Source organism: Terriglobus roseus (genome assembly GCF_900105625.1).
Classification (GTDB): Bacteria; Acidobacteriota; Terriglobia; order Terriglobales; family Acidobacteriaceae; genus Terriglobus; species Terriglobus roseus_B.
The window spans coordinates 2977564-3002860 of record NZ_FNSD01000001.1 but is presented as its reverse complement, the minus strand read 5'-3'; the positions used below and the strand labels follow the sequence as shown (position 1 = coordinate 3002860).

Genomic DNA, 25297 nt, shown 5'->3' with positions numbered 1-25297 from the left:
GACCGGGAGGCGGCAGATCTTTGCAGCGTCCCGGTCGTTCTTTCTTTGAACCATCACTCTGGGAGAGAAACGTTGCGATCGAACGACACAACCGGCAACGGCGGAAACGCTGAAAGCACCTCGAAGTTTCCGGCAGACGTCTACCGCGATACGGTTCTCGCGCACGTCTTCGCGGATGCGCAGCGACTCTTTCTTCCATCGCTCATTGAGTGCGACCTGGCTCATGTCCTGATGCTGACGAAGCAGGGCATTCTGTCGCAGGAACAGGCGGCCGCGTGCCTGCGCGCAATTCTCTCCCTCGATCTTGCAGCGATCAGCGCCGTTCGCTATGACGGCTCGGTCGAGGATCTCTTCTTTTATGTGGAGACCGAACTCGCGAAAGCCGCTGGAGCGGACAATGCCGGGCGCATACACACCGCGCGTTCCCGCAACGATCTCGATCTGACGATGTACCGCATGACGCTCCGGCAACGCCTGCTGGACTTACTCGGTAGTGCGCTTGCGCTGCGTCAAACCCTTCTTGGTTTCGCTCAGAAGTACCGCGACGCCATCATGCCGGCCTACACACATAACCAGCCCGCGCAGCCAACGACGCTGGGACACTTTCTGATGGCTTACATCGAGGTGATGGAGCGCGATGCGGAACGTGTCATCAGTTGTTATGCGCGGGTGAATCGCTCTCCTCTGGGCGCCTGCGCCATTTCAACTACAGGGTTTTCCATCGATCGCCATATGACCGAGGAGGCGCTGGGATTCCGCGGGCTTGTCACGAACTCTTACGGTGCGATCGCATCAGTGGATTACGTCGCGGAGGCATGCAGCGTCCTGGCTACGGCGATGCTCTCACTGGGCCGATTTACGCAGGAGATGTTGTTGTGGTCCACTGCGGAGTTTGGCTATCTACGCCTCTCTGAAGGCTATGTCCAAATCAGCAGTATCATGCCGCAAAAGCGTAATCCAGTTCCGCTGGAACACACGCGCATCCTTGCATCACGTGCATTGACGGAGTCGCAGTCGGTCCTCGGCTCATTGCATAACACCCCCTTCACGGATATGAATGACGGCGAAGATTCGCTGCAGCCACTGGTCGCGCTCGCCTTCGCGGATGCGGAGCGGTCAACAACGTTGCTGGCTGGTGCGCTGTCCGAAGCGACGTTCAGCGTCGAGCGGATGCGAACCCGCGCGGGCACCAGCTTCCTGACCGTAACGGAGCTTGCGGATACGCTCGTTCGATCGACTGGCATGTCCTTCCATCAGGCACACGGCATCGTCTCCCGTTCCGTGCGTCATGCAACTTCCGACGATAACGATGCGCTTGCGCTGGACGTTCATCGCGACGTAATTGCCGCAGGCTTCGACGTGCCCTACGCCACGGTTCAACTCGCTCTGGATCCAGAAAACTTTATCGCGGTTCGAGGTATTGAGGGTGGTCCTGCAAAGTCTGCACTAGAGCCCGAGTTGCAACGAGCGGCATCACAATTGGAGAGAGATGCCAACTGGCTCAACGCGGAACGCGAGTACCTCTCAGCGAAACAGTCCAATCTGATGAAGGCCGCACAGGCGCAACTGTTGTAGACACATTGCGCCAACTGCTTTTCGCGCGACCAACTTGTTACAGATATGTAGACGCCGCGCGAGATCTTCGTTTATAGTTCGGTCCATACACTAATCATCCTTCGGACTCCACGATCCGAAAGAGATATATCCGCCTTTACACCTGCAGATCCTTTCTGCAGCTTGTGGCGTTCCTCTCGTCCGGGCATTCGCCTTGCAAGCGACCTTCTGTTCAGAAATCCATCCTGTCCCACCGCCTCATCGCTGTAAATGAAAACGCAGTTCAAGCTGATGTCTTTCCGTCGCACCCAGCCCACGAAGTATTGACTTTGTTTTGAGCGAGGTTCCTGCACGATGAAGATGCTCCGCCGCGTTGCACCGATTGTTTTCCTCTCCGCAGCATCCGCAGTGGCGCAACAGACCGGCCTGACGGGTAAAGTGGTCGACGCCAGTGGTGCCGTGGTTTCTGGCGCCACGATCAACGTGAAGCAGGTTGGTGCTGCCGAGTTCCATGCGAAGTCCAGTGGCCAGGGCACATGGCTTCTGCCGTCCCTCACAGCAGGCGACTACCTCATCACAGTCTCCGCCCCAAGTTTCGGCACGGTGGAGCAGAAGATCCTGTTGCTGGTTGGTCAGCTTGCAACGGTGGATATCACCCTGTCGGCGGCCACCTCGAACACCGTGGTGGAAGTACAGGCAAGCGAGGTTGCGATCGATACCACCTCCTCAGCAGTCGCGGGCAATGTGACTCCGCAGGAGGTACAGGACATCCCGGTGAACGGCCGCAACTACGTGCAGTTGTCCGCGCTGATTCCCGGTATCAAGGCAAACTCCTTCGGCAACACACCCGCAGCCTCTGGCCAGTCGACCAATGCAGGCGACGCGGAGACGGGAAAGTTCCAGATCACGCTCGACGGCCTGCAGTACTCGCAGGATTCGGTGGGATCAAGCTTTGGCCAGCCTAAGGTTTCGCAGGATGCCATCTCGCAATTTCAGATCATCACCGATCGCTTCGACGCAACCAGCGGCCGCTCCGCCGGCATCTACGTCAATCTTCAAAGCAAGACGGGAACCAACGCCCTCCACGGTGGCGCCTTCGGTTACTTCCGCAACTCTTATTTCAACCAGGCCGATCCGATCCTGAAATACAACAAGAATGTGCTTGGTGCGACGGTTGCGAATGTCGTCCCGGATTTCGCCGATCAGCAGTATGGCGGCACACTCGGTGGCAAGATCAAACGGGACAAGATGTGGTTCTTCGGATCCTACGAAGGAGAACATCAGCCGAACACAACCTCGATCAGTCCTTTTGTCACCAGCGGTGTGGGCAGCGTCTTCACGCACCCCAGCATTCTCAAGAACAATGAGTATCTGGGCCGCGTAGACTACCAGCGCAGCGACCGCAATCACTTCTTCCTTCGCGGTGATGCCTTCAACTCAAACAATAGCTTCGTCGGGGGGAGTGACCCCAGCCAGTCCTACAGCCAGACCGTATCTTCGTCGGGCTATGTCTTCGACTGGAATCATAACGTGAACGATCACATGGTGAATGACGTTCACACGGGCTTCCACTACTTCCAGTTTCAGATCCTGCCGTTTTATGACAATAAGTCCATCGTGCTGACGCTACCACTGGCGACCGTGGGCGAGCCTTACAACCAGCCCGAAGTTTTCAGCCAATATACGCAGCAGTATCGCGACGACCTGTTCTGGGTGAAGGGCAAGCACAGCTTCAAGCTTGGCGGCGAGTATCTTCATACACTGCATGGGGGCACCTTCCCGCAGTACCTTCGCGGCGGGCTGACCACTTGCACGGCGGCAGCCGCGTACAGCAGCTATACCTCGGCACAGTTGAAGACCTTGTACAACTCGTTTTTCCCCAATGGCACGCTGGATCCAGCCACCTGGAACTATTCGGCCATTAATTCGTACTGCGGCGGCGGTGAAATCTTCACACAGGCCTTCGGCAGTTACGACATCAGCATCGGGCGGAACATCATCGGGGTCTGGGCACAGGACGACTGGAAGATTCTCTCGAACCTGACACTGAACCTTGGCGTTCGCTATGACAACGATCTTGGCGCGTACAACACGTCATTCGTGCCGACTGCCGGTCTGTTGACACCCAACTCCAATCCGAACGCAAACTTCGCGCCACGCCTTGGCTTCTCCTATGACCCGAGCGGCCGGGGCAAGACAGCCATTCGCGGCGGCGGCGGTTTGTATTTTGCGGATCAGGTGGCAAACGCCATCATCGACGAGCAGCTTTACAGCAGCACGTCGAGAGCTCTGCAGGCGACAGTTTCCGGTTCGACGGCCACACCGCTTACTTTGCCCAGTCCGTTTGCGGGTCAGAATCCCGCAGCGAACCCTGCAGGATATGTAAGCTCGCCGCAGCCAGTGCTGCGTGGATCGAAGACGCCCTATGCCCTGCAACTTTCCCTTGGCGCACAGCAGGAGCTTGGATATAAAACGACCATGTCTGCTGACTTCGTTCACATGCGTGTGTACGACGACTTCGTTGCACTGAGCGGTAACCTGCTCCAGGATCCAGCGAACGCCCAGCGGAACCTGAATCCAACCGCTGCAATTACCGCGGCACAGTACGGGAGCCGAGTCTGTGGCAACGGTGGCATCACGCTCGACAGTGTGGCAAATCTGGCCACGGGTGCACCGAATAATGGGAACCCAAACGGAGCCGCAGCAAAGGCAGTCTGCAACAATCTCTTCGGCGGATCCGTGCGTAACTTCGCCACGATGCCGGGAGCGGGCGTCATTGCGGACGCGTTGCAGGTTGGCATCAAGCATGCCGCAGCACACGGCTTCACCGGTGCACTTGCCTACACGTGGGGTCGCACGAAGAACTCCACAAACGGAGCATTCTCATATCCGAACAAGCCCTTTAAGCCGGGTCTTCAACAGGAATGGGCAAATGGCACAGACGATCAGCGTCATACATTGACGGTGAATGGCGAGTACCAGTGGAAGTACGGCCTGTCACTCTCAAGCCTCTATCACTTCGGATCGGGTCTGGCATTTGCCACATCGTCTGGCGGTTCGGTGAACGGTTATGTCGGCAGCACACGCACCTTCGCCGCAGGTGTAACGCCGGTTGCGCCCACCTTCAACGGTGCGTGCCCAACCACCACGTGCACCAAGATCTACGCACCGCTGTCGAAGGTCTACAACGATACGGCATACGGCTATTACGTGATTCAGCGTGACGGCTTCCGTGGCACGCCGTATCAGCGCGTGGACGTGCGGCTGCAGGAGAGCTTTAAGCTACACGAGCGTTACCGCGCGATCGTTGCGATCGAAGCCTTCAACCTGGCAAATCATTCCAACTTTGGTAACTTTGCGACAACTGCCACCAATGGCACGGGCGCAACTGCCTATGGCACCGCAACTGCATCGTCCGGCGCGCCGTTCGAATACCAGGCACGTTCGCTGCAGTTCATCGGCCGCTTCTCGTTCTAGGGCACGAGTACACTGGCGGCACGCGCGATTGATGTCTCGCACGTGTCGCCTTCTTCCTTTACAGACCCCAAATAATCAGGAGCACGTTCCGCGATGAAGATCGATCTAAGCAGCGCCCTTGCCAGTCTTGCACTTGCTGCCGTTTCCGCTTCCGGTTTGTATGCCGCACCTACGAAGCCCGCTGCCAAGTCCGATGCAAGCACCATCACGATCAGCGAAGCCACTAATGCCCAGGTAACTGTTTCGCCGGACGGCAAGACGATTCTCGCTGACTTTCAGGGCCTCATCTACTCACTACCCATGGCAGGTGGAACGGCAAAGCGGCTGACCCAGCCTTTCCAGGAAGCGTCACACCCGGACTGGTCCAAGGTTGGGGACATCGTTGCGCTGCAGTGCTATGCGGGCGGCACCTTTCATATCTGGACGATGAAACCGGATGGCACTGGCTTGAAGCAGGTAACCTTCGGTCACGGTGACGATCGAGAGCCGCGTATCAGCCCTGACGGCAAAACCATCGTCTTTACCAGCGACCGTGCGTTTAAGACCGGTGCGGATGGATCATCGCAAGGCTCGTATGACATCTGGACCGTGCCCGTTGCCGGTGGTGAGCCGACGCAGATCACGAAAAGCGACGCGGACGAGTTCGGCCCGTCGTGGTCGCCCGACGGTAAAAAGATCGCCTTTGTAAGCGGTGTCGGTCTCACAGCCACCTCCGTTCAGGCAATCGATGTCGCCAACGGCAAGCAGGTGGAGCTGCTGAAGGTGGGTGGAGCGAACCGCGTTGAAGCGCCGTCGTGGTCGCCTGATGCGAAGCACCTGGCCTATATCGAGTTCGAAGCAAGTGACCCACGCGCCGTGAACACGGGACTGATGAAGATCGTGGGCACTGACGGCAAAGGCTCCCCCACCGTTGCAAAGTCGAAGGACGTGTTTCCGTTCCCGGCTGTATGGCTTTCGCCGACGCAGCTGGTGTATACGGGCAGCGGCCACATCGTGAAGATGGACGTCAGCAGCGGCATGGAGTCGGAGATTTCTTTCACGGCGGCAATTCCCTACCAGCCGCACGGGTTTCCGCATAAGGTCCACAACTTCGATTCAACAGTCGCGAAGCAGGTGAAGGGCATCTACGCGCCGGCGCTCTCGCCCGATGGTAAGAGCGTTGCCTTCGTCGCGCTGAATCAGCTCTACGTCATGCCCGTGGGAGGCACACCAAAGGCCATCACCAACGATACGTTCTACAAGCAAGGTCCCGCGTGGAGCCCGGACGGAACCAAGCTGGCCTACATCAGTGATCGCGATGGCATCGAGAACATTTACCTGCACAGCATGAGCGAAGCTACCGATGCCGGCGACAAGCGCTTGGCGCCGCAGCAGACCGCGCAGATTATGCCGGCTTGGTCACCCGATGGCAAGTGGATGGCCTTCCAGGACCAGACCGGTGCCACCTTACTGGCAGACGTCGCCAGCGGCATGGTGAAGCCACTTGCGGCATCAACCTTCTTCCCGGGTCGCGCGTCATTCTCCCCAAACGGTAAGACAGTCGCCATCGCCACGATTCGCCCGTATACAAAGCGCTTCCGTGAAGGCACAAGCGCAATCCTCACTGTGGACATCGCAACGCTAAAGCAACACTGGTATGCGGCGGCACCCTTCGAGTCTGTAACGACCCGCACGGAAGACGGCCCGACGTACACACCCGATGGCAAGGAGATGATCTTTGTTCTGGATGACCTGCTCTATGCAATGCCTGTTGACGCCGACGGGCACCCCACAGGTAAAGCTGTAAAGCTCAATGACGAGACCACGGATGCTCCGTCCGTCAGTGCAGATTCGAAGACGATTCTGTACCTGAATAACGGCAAGCTGAAGTTGCTGGACCGTGCGACGAGCAAGGTCACGCCTGTTGCCATGCCGCTGACCTACACCTTCGCGAAGCCGAAGCAGAAGCTGCTTATCCATGCAGGCAAGGTATGGCAGGGTACCGGGCCGGGTTTGCTGACAGACGTCGATATCGTCGTCACGGACAACCGCATCACCAGTGTTGGGCCGCACAAGGCAACTCCACCGGCTGGCATCACACGCACGATTGAAGCGCCGGACAGCACCGTCCTGCCGGGCCTTTGGGAGAACCACGCACACCCCGACAGCGATAACGGCATTTATTACGGCGCACGCATGGGCCGACTGTGGTTGAGCTACGGTGTTACCACCACACGCGGCATTGCAGACAACGCTTATCGCAGCGTGGAACACAACGAGAGCTATCGCTCCGGTGCAGCCGTCGGACCACGCACTTTCTCAACTGGTGAGGCAGTCGATGGCGAGCGCGTCTACTATCCCATGATGATTGCGACCACCAGCGAGGAGCAGTTGCAGCGCGAGTTCCTGCGGCTGAAGGCGCTGGACTTCGACATGGTGAAGCTGTACGTCCGCCTGCCATTTGCATGGGCGAAGAAGGGCATCGACTTCGCGCACACGCAGATGGGCGTGGACACCGCGAGCCATTACCTGCTGCCAGCCGTAGCACTGGGTGAGGACGGCATGTCGCACCTCTCGGCCACGTCCCGTTTCGGATGGGCTTATTCCCGATCGCTCTCTGGCCACTCCTACGGTGACGTGCAGACGCTGCTGGCGAAGAGCGGCATGTGGACGATCTCCACAACGTTCGCGCAGGCGCAGTACGCGGAAGATGCGGGCATCGTCAGCGACCCGCGCCAGGCTGTAGCGCCGCCTTGGGAGCATGGCCGCGTAGTGACCGCGTTCAACACTGCAAAGGCAAGCGATCAGAAGGCAGCCTATGTCCATCTTCGCGATGAAGAGTCGACGGTAGCAAATGACTTACATACCGGCGGCATCGTTCTCGCCGGCACGGATTCCCCACTCGATATCCCCGCAACCAGTCTTCACCTGAATCTTCGCGCCCAGGTGAAATACGGCGGCATGCAGCCATGGGAGGCATTGACCACGGCAACCTCGATGGCAGCCAGAGCTTACGGCTATGGTAAAGATCTGGGCACGCTGGAGCCGGGCAAACTTGCGGACCTGATCATCGTCGGCGGTGATCCATTGACAGCGATTGATGACGTGGCGAAGGTCCAGTGCGTCGCAGTCAACGGCAAACTGCAAAGCGTGGACGAAGTTGCTGCACCGTTCACGAAAGACGTTCCAAAGAATAACGTCTGCTCACAGTAAGCCGGATTCAATAAAATAACCGCCGCCAACGAATGTTGGCGGCGGCTACCTTTATGACCGGTCCAACATAATGGCCTGAGCCGGATGAGTAGAAACAGATTCACAGCGACTTGCTGAAATGTCGACTGCTGCGGTTACTTTCCCAATCTACCGATAGGCTCACCAGAATGTTTCACTCATTTGACGGATGTTCTTGCGTCCGATCAAAGAAAAACGTTAGTTACCCCGATAGTTCGGGTCGGGTTTACGATCCATTGGAACGATTGAGATATATTTTTTCGTCGCAAGTTCCTTGTCGAAATCGGCCTTCGCAGCCGCGACTAAATCCGGGTGCGTGAGCAAATCAAGAGCTGTCAGCGCAATCGACTTAGCGGCTACCATCATGCCGTCCTGTCCGATCGCCATGCCTGCCGATGCCGTTGCCTGCCACGTATGAGGTGCCACGCCTGGGACAAACGTCGCCGCAACAAAGCCGATAGTCGGAACGTTCCAGCTCACATCTCCGACGTCAGTGGATGCAGACGGAACCGCGGCCTGCGACACAGCTAACGGCACGATCTCACTCGATAGGGAGAGTGGTGGCGCTGCTCCCTGGGGAAGGCTTTTCTGCAGTTCCAAGGCAAACGTCTGTTCTTGTGGCGTCATAGTGTAACCGCCAACTTCGTTCATGTTCTTCTGAGCCAAGGCTGCCAGTGCGTCATTTCGGAGGATGTTACTCATGCTCGCGTCCACGTCCACGTCAACGGTAGTGCCCGTCATCAATGCGGCGCCTTTCGCAACGTTCTCAACACGTTCCCAAACGCCTGCCAGCGTATCGCTGGATGGGCTGCGCGCCACCATGCTGATTTGCGCTAGATCCGGAACAATATTCGCTGCTGCGCCACCTTTGGTGATGACATAGTGCATTCGCGTCGAGCCAGGTACGTGCTCGCGCATGTACTCCACACCCGTGCCCATCAGCATCACGCCATCCAGTGCGGAGCGCCCACGCTCGGGCGCGGCTGCCGCATGGGCCGCGATACCGTGAAACGTGAATTTAGCGGAAGTAATGGCAAGCGTGCCTCCGTTCAAAACAGCATTGCGATCCTGCGGATGCCAATGCAGTACCACGTCCACGTCCTTGAAAAGCCCTGCACGCATCATGTAGAGCTTTCCTGCCCCGCCCTCCTCCGCCGGTGTGCCATAGTAGCGGATGGTGCCTTTCAGGTGATTCTTCTGCATCGCTTCCTTCACGGCGACTGCAGCCAGGGCAGCGCCGGCACCCAAAAGATTGTGCCCACACCCATGCCCTGCCCCATCGGCTACGACTGGTTTGCGATCCGGCTGATCTGCTTGCGATAGACCCGGTAAGGCGTCAAATTCCCCAAGGATTGCAATGATCGGCTTCCCTGTTCCGTAGGTTGCAATGAAAGCCGTCTTCTCGTTGGCGACGCCGCTCTGCAGTGTGAAGTCGGCCTCCTGCAGGTCTTTCTGCAGCAGGGCTGAGCTCTTCTCCTCGTGATAGCCGAGTTCCGCATACTCCCAGATGGTGCGCGAAGCAGCCTTGTATTTCGACGACTGTTCGTTGACCAGTTCGATCGCCTGTCGATGAAGGTCAACTTGCCCTCTCGCCGCCGTGATCCCGAAAGAAGCCACCATACCAACTGCAACGATCCACCGGTCTTGCATCATCGTGCTCTCCTCGTGATGTATCTCTCTTGCGTGAACGGCACCCCGCAGGGTGCCGTTTGCTGAACCAGTTACTTACTTCTTTGCTGCCATGGCTTCCACCACGTCGTACTCGTATCTAACAAAGTCGTAAAGTGCCGTCTCCTTGATACGCTCGTTGTCGCTGTGCATCGCATGAGTGACCAGGTCCTCCTTCGGAGTCTCCGGTCCAATGCCGTAGCATTGTTGGCCGTGCGCACGGAGCGGCTTCATGTCAGTGCCGCCGGTCGACATGCCAGGTATCGTAATTGCACCGGGATAGTCTTTTGCCTGGATCGTCGTGAGCGCCTTATACAGTTCCGTGTCAACTGAAGACGAAGGGGTCTCAGCAGGCCATTTCGGCGGGGTCACAATCTTCACTTCCGGATCGTTGATGAGATGCTTCATCGACTGCAGAATCTTCGCCATGTCCTCGCCAGGAATGGCGCGGATATCCAACGTCGCAGTTGCTTCGGACGGAATCACGTTGGAACGAAATCCACCCGCGATGATGTTAGGGCTGATGCTGGTGCGGATGGTTGAGTTCATACGGATATCATTGGCCCGGAACCAGTCCTGTGCGGCCTGCGTCTTTGCTGGATCAGACAGATCGCGATAGCGAACGGCCTCATCCGGCGGTGTAACTTTCTGCATGCCGTCGATGAACATCTTCGTCACTGGCGTCAGTTCCATCGGCGGCTGCCAGGCGCCAACCTTCGCGACAGCGGCCGAGAGATGAACAATGGAATTATCGAGTCTGGGCATAGACCCATGTCCCGCAATGCCATTGGCAACCAGTTTTACGCCGCGGCCTTCCTTCTCGGAGACCTGCACCAACTGATAGCCAACTTTGCCTTTTTCCGAGTAGAAGTTGCCACCCTCCGTGATGCAATACTCTGCATCGACGTCGGGGTAATTGTGATCGACGATATAGCTGATGCCGAAGGTGCGATTGGGAGAGCCACCTTCTTCGCCTGCCTCCGCAACGAAAATCACATCCCGAGTCAGCGGAACGTGATTGCGCTTCAATAGAATCATGCTCATCAGCGCGCCTGTTACGACCGATTTATCGTCGATGGTCCCGCGCCCCCAGATAAAACCATCGACCAGTTTTGCGCCGAAGGGGTCTTCCGTCCACTTCTCCTTTTGCACGCCCACAACATCGGTGTGGCCCAACACCAGGATTGGCTTCTTCGACCCATCCCCCTTGATACGCGCAATCAGGCTCAACCGGTTTGGCTCTGCCCCTACAAGCTGAGACTCAATGCCCTCCTTCTGAAGGATTGCCTGGAGCCTCTTCGCCACCTCCGTTTCGTTGCCCGGAGGATTGCTCGAATCGATCTTGATAAGGGAGGTGAAGTTCTCGAGGACTTCTTGATTGACTATGTTCCAATCCACTTTCTTCGATTGCCCAAGTGCGGTCCCCGGGCTCAACATCGTGCAGACAACGGCCAACGTCGCGACGATTCGGCTGCTTGTCATCATGGAAGCGATTTCCTTTCGAGATGCCTTTAGTTCTTTTTGAACGGGGCCTGGAGTTCGGCCTGGGTATAGTAGCGACCGTTGACCATGACGCCTGCGATCTTGGTCATATCGTTAATGTTCCCCAACGGATTACCGTCAACGATGTCAAGATCCGCTATTTTCCCCACTTCCAGCGAGCCGAGATCTTTGCCGTACCCGAACGCGCGCGCAGGGATGATGGTTGCCGTTTGCAATGCCTGCCATGGCTTCATACCGTTGACAGCTTCTGCGCGGATACCCATCTCCAGTGGGATCATCAACCCCGGACTAAACGAGTCGATGCCGGCCATGATCTTTCCACCGGCCTTCATCAAAGCGATTAACGTCTCATCCTCACGCTTCAATGCTTCTGAGTTGACAGTGGGGCTCGTCTTCACCATTCGATCTCGTGTGGTCTTCAGCGCCTTCAAGGCCCATGGCTGGTCGAGCGCCTGCAGCCGTGGATCGTCGGCTATGGTCGGGTCTAGCGAGTACAGTGAGGTCGATGCGAACGCTGTAGAAATCATAGCCATGTCCGCAGCAGGAAAGAGCGTTCGCACATCCCCGTAGGTCACGCCGCTGAGCGAACGCGTATACGCATAGCCCCAGCGAGACGTTGCCGACACATGACTCATCGCATCCATTCCGTACGTCAGCCCGGGCAGACCGTAGTGCGAAGCAATCCAAACGCCCGCCTTGTTGTGTGCCAAATCCACGAACTTCGCCTGCTGCTCGTGGGGTAAGCGCACATACGTCTTGTAGTTATCGACTTCGAGCGACTGCGCCCGTTCGAACTCCCGCTGAATCTGAGCATCGCCATGGATTGCCCGGTTAGTGGGATAGAAGATGCGCTCACCATCGAAGATCTCGGCCGAAGCAAAATAGCGGGGCCCGACACGGGCATCTGCCGCGAAGGATTCTTTGATCTCTTCTTGCAGATACCCCTCATCGCCCTGTGATTGGAGGGTGGTGAAACCGTAGGCAAGCCAGAGACGGCCGCCTGCATCCCCTGCCTCCTGGATCGCTCCGTACATATGATTATGCGATTCCCACAATCCAGGCATGACGGTCTTGTCGTGGGCGTCGATGTACTTGTCTATGCCCGCGACCTTGGCCGCATTGGCGCTATGTGGGTTGATGCTGACGATGCGATTTTTTACGACGGTGATGTCGACATCCTTCGTGGTCTCAGCACCTAAGCCATTCCAGAACGTCCCGGCGTAGATGACGACCTTGCTGGTGGGCAACTTGCGTTGATAAGTCAGGTCCACGGGCACAGCCGTGGGCACCGCACCCGGCCTCGCTGCGATCGTGTGCAGCTTTGTATTGGAGAGATAGAGGATCGTCTTCGAGTCACCGCTCCAAGTCGGCGAGTCAGAATTCTCATGATTCAATTGCACAGCCGAGCCGGAGGGTATGCCCTTCTCGTCGACCGGCATGGTCCACAAAAAATCATCCATCACGAAGACGATCTGCTTGCCATCCGGAGAGAACGTTGGGCCGTTCAAACCCCGCGTCAAGATCGTGTTATCCGGAGCGGCGGGCGTCAGTACGTATTTTCCCGTTGCAAGGTCAAGTGTCAGTATCTCGCTGAGGCCCTCCCGGAAACGCATGTTGAAAGGCTTCAACACCGCCATCGTCAGGGTCTTACTGTCAGGCGACCAGCTCGGCTCCGACGGATAGAAGAACTCCTTGAGGACTTCCTTCGTATCACCCGTAGCAACATCGGCAACGAAGGTCGCGCTCTCTTGATCAAGAAATGCGATGGACTTGCCGTCCGGTGACCACTTTGCGCTAACCTCCGCTGCGTCACCCGTGCTGTGGGTGACGCGTCGCACTCGCTTCGTGGACAGATCCATGATGTGTAAGGATTCGAAACCATCCGCATCGGTGCTGAAGACGATGCTCTTTCCGTCAGGTGAAAACGATGCGTCCTGCTTATAGTAGGTGTCGCTGGTGATCGCTTCGGGTTTTCCGCCCAATGGCATAAGCCATAGCTGATTCAGCGCTTCGAACAACACCTGTTTGCCATCCGGCGAGAGCTGTGGATGCAGAATGCCCCTCACTTGTTTCGGGGCGGTCGAATCAAAGTCATAGATGCGATGACGGTAACCCGGACGGTTGATGTCGAAGTTTGCGGAGAAAGGGATACTGGTGCTCTTGTCCGCAGTTAGGTCCGTGACCAGGATCTTGCCATCCCCGGTGTAGAGAGCCTTCCCACCGGGAAGCCACGAGACATAGAACGGAAAGACATCCTCAGCTTCTCCGACCTTTTTACCGTCCACCACCAGTTCACTCTTGCCCGCGCCAACAAGGGTGAATGCCAGTTTTCCGTCAGGAGAAAACGAAGGAGACTCGATGTGCGGCGCCGCCGCTTCCGCGCCCCCATCTGCTTTGGGCAAGCTGTAAACTTGCTTGATCGCACCCGACGCGTTCACCGATTCGATGTCGACACCCGAGACACTGGCGCCATGACCGCGTGCAATTCCCACGCCGCTTACGAAGGCAATGCTCTGGCCGTCCGGTGCCCAGGTCGGTTCGTATTCTTCCTTTTCTGTGGATGTCTTTTGCGTCAAGGCGCCGCTTGCAATATCTACAACCCATATGTCGTAATTACCCTTCATCGCTCGATCTGAGGCGAAGGCGACCTTTGTTCCGTCCGGCGACACACGAGGCTCGCGATCATCGCCGTGACCATTGGTCAACTGGCGTACGCCAGTGCCATCAGGCTTCATAACCCAGATATGAAACTGCCCCCCCTTATACCCCTGGAAGGCAATGAGATCACCTTTTGGTGACCAGTCTGGGCGCGCCGGTTCAAGAAACGGATCGGTGAGGCGCTTTGCTGTACCACCACCAATCGGCAGAGACCAGAGTGTCTCCTGCAGATCAAACACGATGGTCTTGCCGTCCGGTGAGACCGTTGCAGCCATGTTGGTCCCTTCCGTCACAGCGACGGACTTGATCACAGACTTTCCGGGCGCTTTCTCAAACTGCGCAGAAGCGACCGGCATGGTGCAGGCGGCAATGGCAAAAGACAAAGGAAGCACAGAATGGAAACCGGCAAGACGAACCGACAGCATGCAATCTCCTGAAGCGAACGGCGAAAAACGATTGTCCCTTGCCAGGGCACGTTCGACCCCGGCAAAGGACAGCTTTACGTTCAGCTAGAAATCCAAACGAGCCGAGAACTGCAGTTGCCGAGCATAGAAGGCAAGCACGCCGGATGTTGAGGTCGGCGTCCCGTAGTTCGCGAGGCTGATATTCGTGTTGTAAGAACCATAGTTGGAATGGTTAAACAGGTTGAAGGCCTCCACGGATGTCGTGACCTTGTAGCGGTCCTTGATCGTGAAGATCTTTGCGAGGTTCGCATCGACTCGTTCAATCGGCAAAGCACGGAAGCCGTTACGATCCGTTGTTGTTAGACCGGTTGCGGCGTCGTAATGATTGTGGCTTGCAGGGTTATAGAGCCTCGCGGTTGCAAGGTTATAAGTCTGCGTCGCGGAGAGCTTCGAGCAGACCGAACCAGGCAATGCGCCCGTTATTCCGACGCCCCGAACGCAGAAGCTGCGATTAGCGCTGGCACTCTGCACCAGTCCGGTTGGGGGTGTCGCCGAAACACTGGTGGCATAGGCGAGACCAGAACCGTAACGATACACGATGCCGCCACGGATGCCCCACTTCCATTGGTAGTCCGTCGTGATTGCCAGTGTGTGACGCTGGTCATCTACGGAATTCGCCCATTCGTTTGCGTAGTTGTAGGGATTTGAGGCGTAGCTGAACGGTCCGCCTGAATTGTCCTTCTGCAAGCCATACGTATACGAAACCATTGCGCTTAGACCGAACTGGGTCTGTTTCCGTGCACTGAACATCAATTGCTTGAGCTGGTTTGCGATGTAATCCGGCGTTTTGAAAGTCTGGATGACTGAGTAGTGCGTGTTGGGCTGTACGCGGACGATCGAACTTGCCGTGTAGTTCGCCTGATTCCAGCCGGTGTTGGGATCGTAGACGCTGTTGGCATCGAACCGCCCCCACTCGTGGTGCATACGGAACTGAACGTAATCCAGTGAGACAGTCGTCTTAAACGGCAATTCCTGCTGAATACCGATCGTCGCTTGTCCTGACCATGGTGTGCGAATGTTTGCATCATTCACCTGGATCGATTGATAGACATTTTGTGGATTCGAAACGAAGCTGCTCGGATCGATGGCGCCGAACGGCTTTAAGAGACTAAAGCCAGGGCCGATGGTGGCGGCGGCCTGCACCGTATTTACGCCATTGAAGACCTGCGCATCGATAGACTGATTCGCATTGATTTCGGCGAAGTAGATGCCTGCTCCTCCACGCAGCACGGTCTTGCCCGTACCGAAGATATCGGCGTTGAAACCAAGGCGTGGCGCGAAGTTCCAATTGTTGCCGTTCTTAGGAGTAGCGATGCCATTGACCGTGTTATTGCCCGCAGTGATCAAACCAAGATCGTTGTCGTAGCGAACGCCTAGGTTCAGCGTTGCACGAGGTGCGATCTTCCAGTCGTCGTTAATCCAAAAACCTAACTGGTTACGCTTGATGTTGACATCAAAGTTGCCAAACGCCTGCGTATACGAGGTCACATAAGGGCTGATTGCCGCGTAGTCCCAAGTGGTTGGATCCAACTGGTTCGGGAATACCGAATCCCAGGTACGCGGCGTTGCAAACTTGGTTGGATCGGTGCTGATTGTGACCGTTCCGCGAGCGTTTTGCGGGAAGGATCCCACGTTCCGAACGAACAGGTACTCCGCGCCAAACTTGAAGCTATGCTTACCCTTCAGCCAGAAAGCATCATCGCGAAACTGAAAATTCGACACCGGGAGGTATGACGGATAGTTATACGCCGAACCAATGACCTGGGTCGGGAACGTCATCTGCATACTGGGTACCAGCGGCGTGTTCACGCCCTCCTGGTAGTACCAGCCATGAAACAGCGTATTCACGAAATTTGATGAGATATTGCGTGTCCACGAACCGATGTAACCGTAGTCCTGCAACGTGCTTGAGTACTGGCGGCTGATGGAAGAGTTACCGGTCGGCAGCTGGTCGGGCAGCTTCTGGCTGTACTTGAAGTAGCGGACGAAGATGTGATCTTTGCTGCTCGGCTGGTAGTCACCACGAAAGAGATATTCATTAGTAGTGAACGCGTTGCTGAGCGAATAGTTAAGCTGCCCCGCAGTAAAGCCGATCAGGGTTGTGTTCGTCTGCTGGGGCCTTCGCTCACCTTCGTAAGAGCCAAAGACCCACAGCTTGTCCTTGATGATGGGGGCTCCCAACGTGCCGCCATACTGCTGATCGGAGAACGGCAGAACCGTCTTCGTGATCGGGTCCTTCGCGTCAAACACGTCATTACGGAAGTAGCCGAAGAGCGTGCCGTGAATACTATTGCCGCCGGACTTGCTTTGCATGTTCATCACCAATTGCGAGGCGCGGCCCTGGGTCGCATCGAACTGATTGGTGATGATCTGGAATTGCGCAAGTGCGTCGCGGCTGAATTGCGCCTGACCGAAACTCGAGTCAGCCCCGTTAGCCGTTACCTGCTGTCCATCCAGGTTGAACTGCTGGCGCCCGCCGTTCAGTGAACCGAGTGGGCTGTAGTTGGTGATCGCGTTTCGTCGGATACCCGGGATCAGTGTCGCCAGATCCATGTAGTTACGACCGTTGAGCGGAATCTTCGCCATCGTCTGCGGATCGATGTTTCCGGACACCTGCGACGTCGTGGTGTCGATGGTTGCAATGTCCGCAGTTACTTCTACCTGGGTACTATTACCCGCGCTCAGTGTGAAGTTCGCAGTGACCGACTGCCCCACAAGCACCGTCACCTTTTCCACGACAGTGGAGAATCCAGGCATTTCGGTCTTCACCGAGAAGTTAGAGGCCGCGAGGCTCGGGAACTGGTACAGGCCGGTCCTGTCGGAGACCGTGTGAAACGTCGCACCTCCTTCAGTGGTTGCGGTGATCTGCGCACCGACAACGGCAGCGCCGCTGGCATCTTCCACTTTGCCGAGAATCGCCGATTGCTGTGCGTGAAGTGTGATGGCTGCGAGTGGCAGAGCGAGAATCGTGCTCAGAATGGAACGCTTCAACATTTCCCTCCGGGAACAACTGGAATTTTGCGTTGCGACAGCATGTTGAATCGCGGCAGCGGCGAACACATAGAGCCAAGAGTGCGCTCGAAGCGTAAAGAGTGCGTGATGGCTACGCGACAACTGCGATCAGAAGACAGGGCAGTCCGAAGACGCTCGCATCGGAAGACACGCTACGAATTCAACAGGCAAAAGAAGGACTTCGGAACAAACATCCGCGCTGCGGTAGAAGCTCCCTCCAAGGGAGCTTTGGCGGCGAAAAGAAGAGTCGTTGAGACTTCGGTTGCGAAGCTCAACGGGTAAACATTGTTCGGGTATGGACCTGAGCATAAGGACAATGGTGTCGCGTGTCTAATTAGTTTTTTTTGAGTGCTGATAGAAACTTCTGAGGACTCGCGATGAACCTCCTGTGCTAGCGTCATGCTCACACCTCCATCTGTTGCCATTCCAGCAGCGCCGTTCAACCAGCGCTCCGCGCTCTGCACCCTTCGTTCGAGGACCATTACCGCGTATGAAACTTGCTCTCTCAGGCCTGCTCCTTCTCAGCACTCTTTCTCCGGTCCACGCACAGGCCACACCCGACGCAGACAGGCGGATGGCGCACGACATTTTCAAAGAGTTTGTTGAGGCGAAGTCAGCAACGCAGACTGGATCAACCACGCTGGTCACGGACATCGCTCTTCGCCGGTTGAAGGAAGCAGGTTTTCCTGAAGGCGACATCTTCGTTGGCGGGCCTGTACCCAACAAGCACAACCTGGTTGTACGACTGCATGGCAGCGGCTCGATGAAGCCGCTGCTATTGCTCGCGCATACCGACGTCGTGGAAGCCAAGCGCGAAGACTGGAACATGGATCCATTTGTCTTGAACGAGAAGGATGGGTACTTTTATGGCCGCGGTGTGGGCGATGACAAGTCTCAGGCAGCCATCTGGCTTGAGACCATCATTCGCTTGAAGCGTGAGGGCTATAAGGGAAACCGCGACATCATCGTAGCGCTCACCGCAGATGAAGAAGGTGGAAAGTACAACGGAGTCGACTGGCTTCTGAAGCAACATCCAGATCTGCTAAAAGCGGACTTCGCGCTGAATGAAGGCGGGTGGGGCGAGATGGGTAACAAAATCAAGGCCTCGAACGACCTGCAGGTTAGCGAAAAGTATGTGATCACCTACACCTTCAAGGTGACGAACAAGGGTGGCCACAGCTCCATGCCGGTACCGGATAATGCTATCTATCGCTTGGCAGACGCGCTGCAGAAGCTATCCAAGTTCGGCTTTCCCTTGAAGACCAATGAGGTCACGGCTGCTTATTTCACACAGATGGCGAAGATTGAAAAAGGGCCGATGGCCGCTGAACTTGCGAAGATTCCCTCGGGCGATCAGGCGGCGATGCAGAAGGCTGCCGCAGCGAATCCGAACTGGAACTCTACCTTGCGGACGACCTGTGTCGCTACGATGTTGAACGGTGGCCACGCCGCAAATGCTTTGCCACAACTGGCAGAAGCCACGGTGAATTGCCGCGTTCTGCCGGAAGACTCGCCACAGTATGTTCTGGAGACACTCAAGAAGGTGGTCGACGATCCAGAGGTTTCCATTCTCTCGGAACGGGAATCCGCCGGCGGTGTGCCTTCGCCCATGCGTCCGGATGTCCTTAAGGCTGTGAAGCAGGCGACAGAGAAGGTCTTTCCTCGAGTCCCCGTGGTGCCGATCATGGTCGTGGGCGCAACGGATGGCAGAATGCTGCGTACCTTCGGAGTCCCCACCTACGGCGTGCAGGGCTTCTTTTACAACCGCGACGACATCCGATTCCACGGACGTGATGAACGCCTGCCGATTAAGTCCTTCTACGAAGGACAGACCTTCATGTACAACCTGGTGACGCTCATCACAACGCCATAAGATTCGTCGACCTTAGATAAGAAGGAAGCCGTGCGTTTCCCCTCTTATCTAAGGTCGATATGTGAGCTCTCGCCCTGGCTTATGTTCGCTTTCAAATCCCAGAAGTACTTTCCCCCAAAGCACGCGATCCCTTTGCCTCGCACCATACCCGACTACTGCACGATAAGCGTTACGGTTGAGCTGTGAGGTATGGCGTAACCAGCGGCTGTGGCGGTCACGGTGATCGTGCTTGTCACTGATGTGCTTGGCACGGTCGCCGGGGTCCCGGAGCCGCAACCGGTAAGTGCTGAGGTAAACAGAACGCCGCAGCACAGGAGCATTAACAGGCGTACATTCCTACGGCGTCGGTGAAGGAAACAGAAGGGCAGCAAGAAGGAAGCCATCGCCACACCGGAGCGGCGCATCCAGACCGGAGCAGAATCGGCCTGAGAGGTTAGCTTGACGGTCTGAACCGCCAGGCTAACGGTCTGCGGGCCGGCAGCCATTGCCACCGAAGTGGGAGCCAGTGTGTAAGTCATGCCTGTGGCCAGGCCAGTGACGGCGAAAGAGATGTTGCCGGGATACGCAATGGCTCCAGGGCTGAGTGCGAAGCTGAAGTTGGCAGTGCCGCCGCCGGTGATGGTCTGCGAGGTCGTGCCGGAGGCTGTGAAGGTGAAATCGGAAGCCACGACGGTGAGAGCCGCCGAGGCGGAGGCTGCTGCATAGACGCCTGCAGCGGACTGGCTCACCGAGACGGTATGAGCCCCCGCGGCGAGCGAGCCGGTCGGATAAGACGCGGTACATACAAGGGGCGAGGCTGCTCCTGTGCAGGCGGCGGTTACGGCGGCTCCCGCGTCGATGGTGAAGCTGACCGGAGCGCTGGGAGCGACGGTGCCGCTGTAAGTGAGCTGTGCGGTTAAGGCAGCCGACGCAGTGCCGAGAGGCAGAGATTGCGCCGCGACCGAGAGTGAGGAGATGGGCTGCGAAACCGTGTGGGAGACGCTCGTGGAATTGCTAGCGAGAAAGTTCGCGTCTCCAGGGTAGCTGGCCGAGATGGACGACGCTCCGACTGGCAGTGCTGTGAGATTCAAGGTCGCAGTCCCATTAGCCAGGGTGGCAGTGCCAAGAGGCTGTGCCCCGTTCCCAAAGGTGACGAGCTCGCCATCGGTGGATAGAGATTGCGCTGCGTAAGGGCTAAGCACAGCGGTCAACACAACCTGCTGTCCGTACTTGCTGACAGCCGGGCTCGCCGAGGCAGTAAGAGCCGTAACGACGGACTGGGCCGTGAGGGGCACGGAGTTAGAAGTGCTGGCAGCATAAATTGCATCGCCTCCATAGCTGGCGTTGACCATGTGAGTACCAGCGCCGGCCGGGGAAATGCCGCCGGCAGACGCCGTTGCCGTAGTGGAAAGCTGCCCTAACAGGATGGACAGGGTATTCGCGTGATAATTGCCTGCAACAAGATCGGCAATGCCATCTCCGTTGAAGTCCGCGGTCGAGACGGGGGTGGGTCCGTCGCCCGTGGCGTAAGTCACCTGTGTCGCGAAGGTACCGTCCCCCTTGCCGAAAAAGAGGCCGACGTTATCGCTGACATAGTTGGCGACTGCGAGATCGACGATCCCGTCGCCGTTGTAATCGGCCGGGGCGATGGCATAGGGCTGGGTCCCGGTGGGGTAGGTGACCTGCGTGTTGAATGTGCCATCTCCCTTGCCGGCGAGGATCGACAGGGTATTCGCGGTGTAGTTGGTGACGGCAAGGTCAACGATGCCATCGCGGTTGAAATCCGCAGCAATGATCGGAGTCGGACCACTGTCGACCGGGTAGGTCGCGGGCGCGCTGAAGGCGCCGGCTCCCTTGCCAATGAGAACGCTCACCGTGTTGCTAAGATAGTTCGTAACTGCAAGGTCCGTAATGCCGTCTGCGTTGAAGTCCGCGATAGCAATGGAGAGGCTGCCGAGACCGGAAGGAAACGCGGTCTGCGCGTTGAATGTGCCGTCACCCTTGCCAAGAAACACACTCACGCTGCTGCCGAGCGAGTTCGAGACAAGCAAGTCGAGAATGCCGTCGTTGTCGACGTCCGCAGTGGTGACAAAGACAGGCATGTTGCCAGTGGCGTAAGTGGCCTGCGCGAGAAACGTGCCATCCCCTCTACCGATGAGGACGCTGACAGTGGTCGAGCCTGAGTTAACGACCGTGAGATCAGTGTTTCCATCGGAGTTAAAGTCACCTACGGCAACGTAGGACGGACCGGCGCCGGTGGCGTAAGGGATCTGAGCACTGAAGGTGCCATCGCCATTTCCCAGCAGTATGCCAACGGAGTTATCGCGATTATTGACAATCGCTACGTCCGAAAAGCCATCGTTGTTGAAGTCCGCAGTGACGCTGGCAATTGGAGAGGTTCCGGCAGCATAGACTACCTGCGTTGCGAAGGCCTGAGCGAGACTGGCGCTGCCTAATGGTGCCGTGGCGAGCACCGCGTTGTTGTTGGTGGCATCGCGAAAGGAGACGATACCGGTGGGGGCGTTGGCGCTGCCGGTGCCTGCCACGGTAGCGGCGAGCGTGTAATTGCCTGCCACGCCCGTCTGCGTGAGGCTGGTAGAGGTGGCCTGGACTCCAGTGACTTGCAGATTGGCGATCGACGAGACGCTGGCGTTATTGGCTGCGGTGCCGACGAATACTGCCCTATAAGTGTGTGCGCCGCTGGAGGGCCTCAGGCGTACATTCGCTACGCCCGATGAGGTCAGTTGCGCGGAGCCGAGAAGGTAGTTGTCGACGCAGGAGGCACCGGCAGCATCGCAGAACTTCACCTGCCCGGTAGTGACGGGAGTAGAACCGGCGAGGACCGTCGCGGTGAGCGTGACCACTGTGCCAGAAGCAACACTTGCTGTAGGAGATTCGGCGGAACGCGCGGCAAGCGATGTCGTCGTTGCATTCGCTGCAAAGGCGACTGCACAGGAGAGGACGCTGAGAGTCACAGCGACGCTGTGAATCGCGATGCGACGAAGGGCCAGGCGAAGGACCGTGGATCGGACGCGGGCGGCAGGCAGGGGCAGATGGGAAGTCATGGCTCTCCACGAAAGAAATGCAAGCAGTCGAGTGACAACAGAGGAACCCTTCCCTTCGGGTTACGACACGAACCTCCGCGTGCGGTGGAGCATACGCAGAACCGGGGGAAGAAATGCCACAATGAAAGAGAGGAAGCTTGCCGCACCAGTGTACAGATTCCCGGGATGGCCTCGTTGCAGGCATCGCGATGCTGGGCAGTTCTGCTGGTGTGCGGTTCACGCAGGACTCAGGTGGCGAGTCTCCACACCTAGCTTCCGCTAAAACATGCTGCCTTCAGTCCATGGCATCGAGATGGAATGGCTCACTGTCGTGCCGATCGACTGCACATCAAAGGAGGAGAAGAGGGAACCCTGCCGCACATGCGGGGTCCGTGCATGGTTTTGCGGTGCGTCGCTTGCGGGCAGGCGACTTCGGTATGGCTTGTGTCCGCACAGACGCCGTTACCGGTGTACTGCCTCTGAGAATTCTTTCTCAGAGACTCATCACGATGGCAAGTGTCAGCAGGCCGCACCTTCCGCTCGAATTGCAATTGCGCAAGCCCACGCTTGCAAGGACACCCCTTGAGCGATCGCGCGGCAGGTTTGCACCATCTTGTCTTAGGTTGTGAAAAGGAAATGGTAGGCACGAGGAGACTCGAACTCCTGACCTCTACCGTGTCAAGGTAGCGCTCTAACCAACTGAGCTACGCGCCTGCGCAGGTGACGACCGGGCCTGATGCTTCCGCCGCTGCCGTCTTCTCAGTGTACGTCGGCTTTCGCGTGAGAGCAAACGGTTCGTTCCACAATTGTCATCAAGCGGCTGGTTTCAGCTTCCTCATTACCAGGCGATGCAGGTGCCCTGCCTGTTCTGGCGTGAGCGACTTGGCGGGTACTGCTTCGAATCCGTCTCGGTGCAAAAGAACGATGACGCCGCTTCCCTGCCGCGCATCCAGCAGTTCGGTCCAGGGCCGCAGACGCTGCGGAAGCGGCTCGAGTGTTGACGGATCTGCGTGCGGACCAAACGCGTGGAAACGCCAGCCGGACTCCTGCAATACCATCTCCCGAACTCCGTCCGGCATGGGAGAGGCGCCGTTCCGCTGGCGTCGTCGCCGAAGTCGCGACACGCTGATCAGGATACCGGCTGTGATAGCCGACAGCAGCAACAATAAAGGCAGGATGGACCCAGCTAGGTTGGCTCTGCCCGGCGGGCGCAGCAGCGAGATCAGGTCCCCGACGGCCCCGCACAGCGGGATCACAATCAATGGGTAAACCATGCCGGGCAGGGCCGTTCCACGCGTGGCCTTTCGCGTGGCGACGCAGACCGCCTGATCCCACTCGCGCTCTGTCCATTGGTAGGTGATCCGCAAGGCTGCTCCGCGTCGCAGAGCGACATTAAAAACTGTATGGCAGTCTGGCACTGTTGCACCAGACTTGCACCTACAACGTCGGTTGTACTGAAAGACACTGTCCGCGCAGAGGTGGCTGGCGCTGCATACTAGGAGGGTTCACCTAAGCAACAAAACCCGCCGAACGGCTCATGGAGGCGACTGAAAACAACCGATGACGCTGCTTCGCCAAGCTCGCGCACTGCCTAACCTTCTGACGTTGGTGCGGGTCATCGCCATCCCCTTCTTGGTGAAGGCAATGCTGCACCGGCACGAGGAGGTGGCGTTGCTGATCTTCGTCGTTGCCGGCGCGACGGACGCCGTGGATGGTCGTCTGGCACGCCGCCTGAACCAGAGCACAAAACTTGGTCAGTTTCTGGATCCCATTGCAGACAAGCTGATGCTATCCACGCTCTTCCTGACTGCAACCTCTATAGGGCTTGTTCCGCTCTACGTGACGGTGCTGGTTTTTGCGAGGGACGTTGGCATCCTGCTGATTGCCACGCTGCTTTTCTTTTCGCACACCATGCGCGATTTCCGGCCAAGCGCCATCGGTAAGACCAACACCCTGGTCCAGATTTTCACGATGCTGCTGGTGATGGTGACAGCCGTCCGGACTACGCCCGAGCTTTCGCACTTGAGGCACGGGTTGCTTGTCGTGATCGCATGGCTAGCCCCTTTGTCCGCCGCGCAGTATGCGTGGGTCGTGATTCATCGGATTGGGACAGAGCCGCTGGAAGCGCTCTAGGGGTCGGCGACCAGAGCCTCTCGGGCTCGTTCTTTGAGAATTATTCTCAAAGAACACTTGTTTGCCATTGCAAGCGCCTGTCCTCCGGCCTACACTTAGGACTGCACTGGTCGGATATCGTCTGGCCTTGCCCTATTCGAATGCTGCGGCTGACAAAAAAAGCGGATTACGGCCTGATGGCGCTGAAGTACCTGGCGGAGCAGGCACTACTGAGCGGGAAAACCGGCGCAGCAAGTGCTCAGTCCGCCAAGGACATCGCCGAGGCGTATCACATTCCTCCGCAGCTGCTTGCGAAGATTCTGCAGACTCTCGCCCGGCAGGGAATCCTCGAATCGCACGCCGGAACCAATGGTGGGTATGCGCTGGCGCGGCCTGCCACCGAGATCAACGCTTTTGAGGTGATCCGGGCCATCGACGGTCCCTTGTTCATCACCAGCTGCATCACGATTCACGGAACCTGCGACCTGGCCGGGCACTGCACCATCAAAGAGCCGTTGCGCAAGGTAAATGACAGCATTAAGGATCTGCTGACCGGCATCATCATCGCCGATCTGGCGGAAGTTCCGGATGCAGAGCCTTCCGCGACACTTGGCGGTGGCCTGGTTTCCATTGCTCTTTAGCGAGAGATTCGCTCTCTGACGAGAGATTGCTCTTTAGACAAGTCTGCGCTCCGCAAAAAGCAGACAGACATACGCAGTACCTTTGCTCAACCGGGCCGCTGG

The 25297-nt window shown here is 57.4% G+C and carries 12 protein-coding genes and 1 tRNA gene; 6 read left to right on the top strand and 7 right to left on the bottom strand.

The window, feature by feature from the left end:
- The first annotated feature begins 72 nt into the window (after positions 1 to 72).
- The 3 genes from argH (at position 73) to BLW03_RS12290 (ending at position 8223) form a co-directional block, all read left to right on the top strand.
- Positions 73 to 1575, top strand: coding sequence for an argininosuccinate lyase (argH, locus tag BLW03_RS12300; RefSeq protein ID WP_074654351.1), 1503 nt, complete (start codon positions 73 to 75; stop codon positions 1573 to 1575).
- 333 nt (positions 1576 to 1908) lie between these two features.
- Complete coding sequence (locus BLW03_RS12295; protein ID WP_074654350.1) at positions 1909 to 5031, top strand: TonB-dependent receptor domain-containing protein; 3123 nt, start codon at positions 1909 to 1911, stop codon at positions 5029 to 5031.
- A gap of 93 nt (positions 5032 to 5124) precedes the next feature.
- Positions 5125 to 8223: an amidohydrolase family protein gene (locus tag BLW03_RS12290; RefSeq protein ID WP_074654349.1), complete on the top strand. Its 3099-nt coding sequence runs from the start codon at positions 5125 to 5127 to the stop codon at positions 8221 to 8223.
- Between the two features lie 216 nt (positions 8224 to 8439).
- On the opposite strand, the gene BLW03_RS12285 is transcribed toward BLW03_RS12290, so the two are convergent.
- The 4 genes from BLW03_RS12285 to BLW03_RS12270 form a co-directional block, all read right to left on the bottom strand.
- Positions 8440 to 9894, bottom strand: a complete 1455-nt coding sequence (locus BLW03_RS12285) for an amidohydrolase (RefSeq protein ID WP_212733189.1) — start codon at positions 9892 to 9894, stop codon at positions 8440 to 8442.
- Positions 9895 to 9966: 72 nt separating this feature from the next.
- Positions 9967 to 11394, bottom strand: coding sequence for a M20/M25/M40 family metallo-hydrolase (locus tag BLW03_RS12280; protein ID WP_083350502.1), 1428 nt, complete (start codon positions 11392 to 11394; stop codon positions 9967 to 9969).
- A gap of 26 nt (positions 11395 to 11420) precedes the next feature.
- A complete protein-coding gene (locus BLW03_RS12275) occupies positions 11421 to 14495 on the bottom strand; it encodes an amidohydrolase family protein (protein ID WP_074654348.1) in 3075 nt (1024 codons plus the stop codon).
- 84 nt (positions 14496 to 14579) lie between these two features.
- Positions 14580 to 17528, bottom strand: a complete 2949-nt coding sequence (locus BLW03_RS12270) for a TonB-dependent receptor (RefSeq protein ID WP_074654347.1) — start codon at positions 17526 to 17528, stop codon at positions 14580 to 14582.
- Between the two features lie 508 nt (positions 17529 to 18036).
- Between BLW03_RS12270 and BLW03_RS12265 the strand changes: the two genes are divergently transcribed.
- Positions 18037 to 19419 carry a M20/M25/M40 family metallo-hydrolase gene (locus tag BLW03_RS12265; protein ID WP_074654346.1) on the top strand — a complete coding sequence of 461 codons (1383 nt, stop codon included), beginning with the start codon at positions 18037 to 18039 and terminating at the stop codon, positions 19417 to 19419.
- 152 nt (positions 19420 to 19571) lie between these two features.
- On the opposite strand, the gene BLW03_RS12260 is transcribed toward BLW03_RS12265, so the two are convergent.
- The 3 genes from BLW03_RS12260 to BLW03_RS12250 all read right to left on the bottom strand — a co-directional run bounded on the left by BLW03_RS12260 (position 19572) and on the right by BLW03_RS12250 (position 23809).
- The gene (locus BLW03_RS12260) at positions 19572 to 22463 is read right to left on the bottom strand and encodes a beta strand repeat-containing protein (protein WP_074654345.1); all 2892 of its coding nucleotides are present in this window, start codon (positions 22461 to 22463) and stop codon (positions 19572 to 19574) included.
- A gap of 616 nt (positions 22464 to 23079) precedes the next feature.
- Positions 23080 to 23156, bottom strand: a tRNA-Val gene (locus BLW03_RS12255).
- A gap of 98 nt (positions 23157 to 23254) precedes the next feature.
- On the bottom strand, positions 23255 to 23809 hold the full coding sequence (locus tag BLW03_RS12250; RefSeq protein WP_074654344.1) for a hypothetical protein: 555 nt from the start codon (positions 23807 to 23809) through the stop codon (positions 23255 to 23257).
- Positions 23810 to 24002: 193 nt separating this feature from the next.
- Between BLW03_RS12250 and BLW03_RS12245 the strand changes: the two genes are divergently transcribed.
- Positions 24003 to 24575 (top strand): CDP-alcohol phosphatidyltransferase family protein, encoded by a 573-nt coding sequence (locus BLW03_RS12245; RefSeq protein ID WP_074654343.1) that lies wholly within the window; start codon positions 24003 to 24005, stop codon positions 24573 to 24575.
- 140 nt (positions 24576 to 24715) lie between these two features.
- Positions 24716 to 25195 (top strand): RrF2 family transcriptional regulator, encoded by a 480-nt coding sequence (locus tag BLW03_RS12240; protein WP_074654342.1) that lies wholly within the window; start codon positions 24716 to 24718, stop codon positions 25193 to 25195.
- The last annotated feature ends 102 nt before the right edge of the window (positions 25196 to 25297 follow it).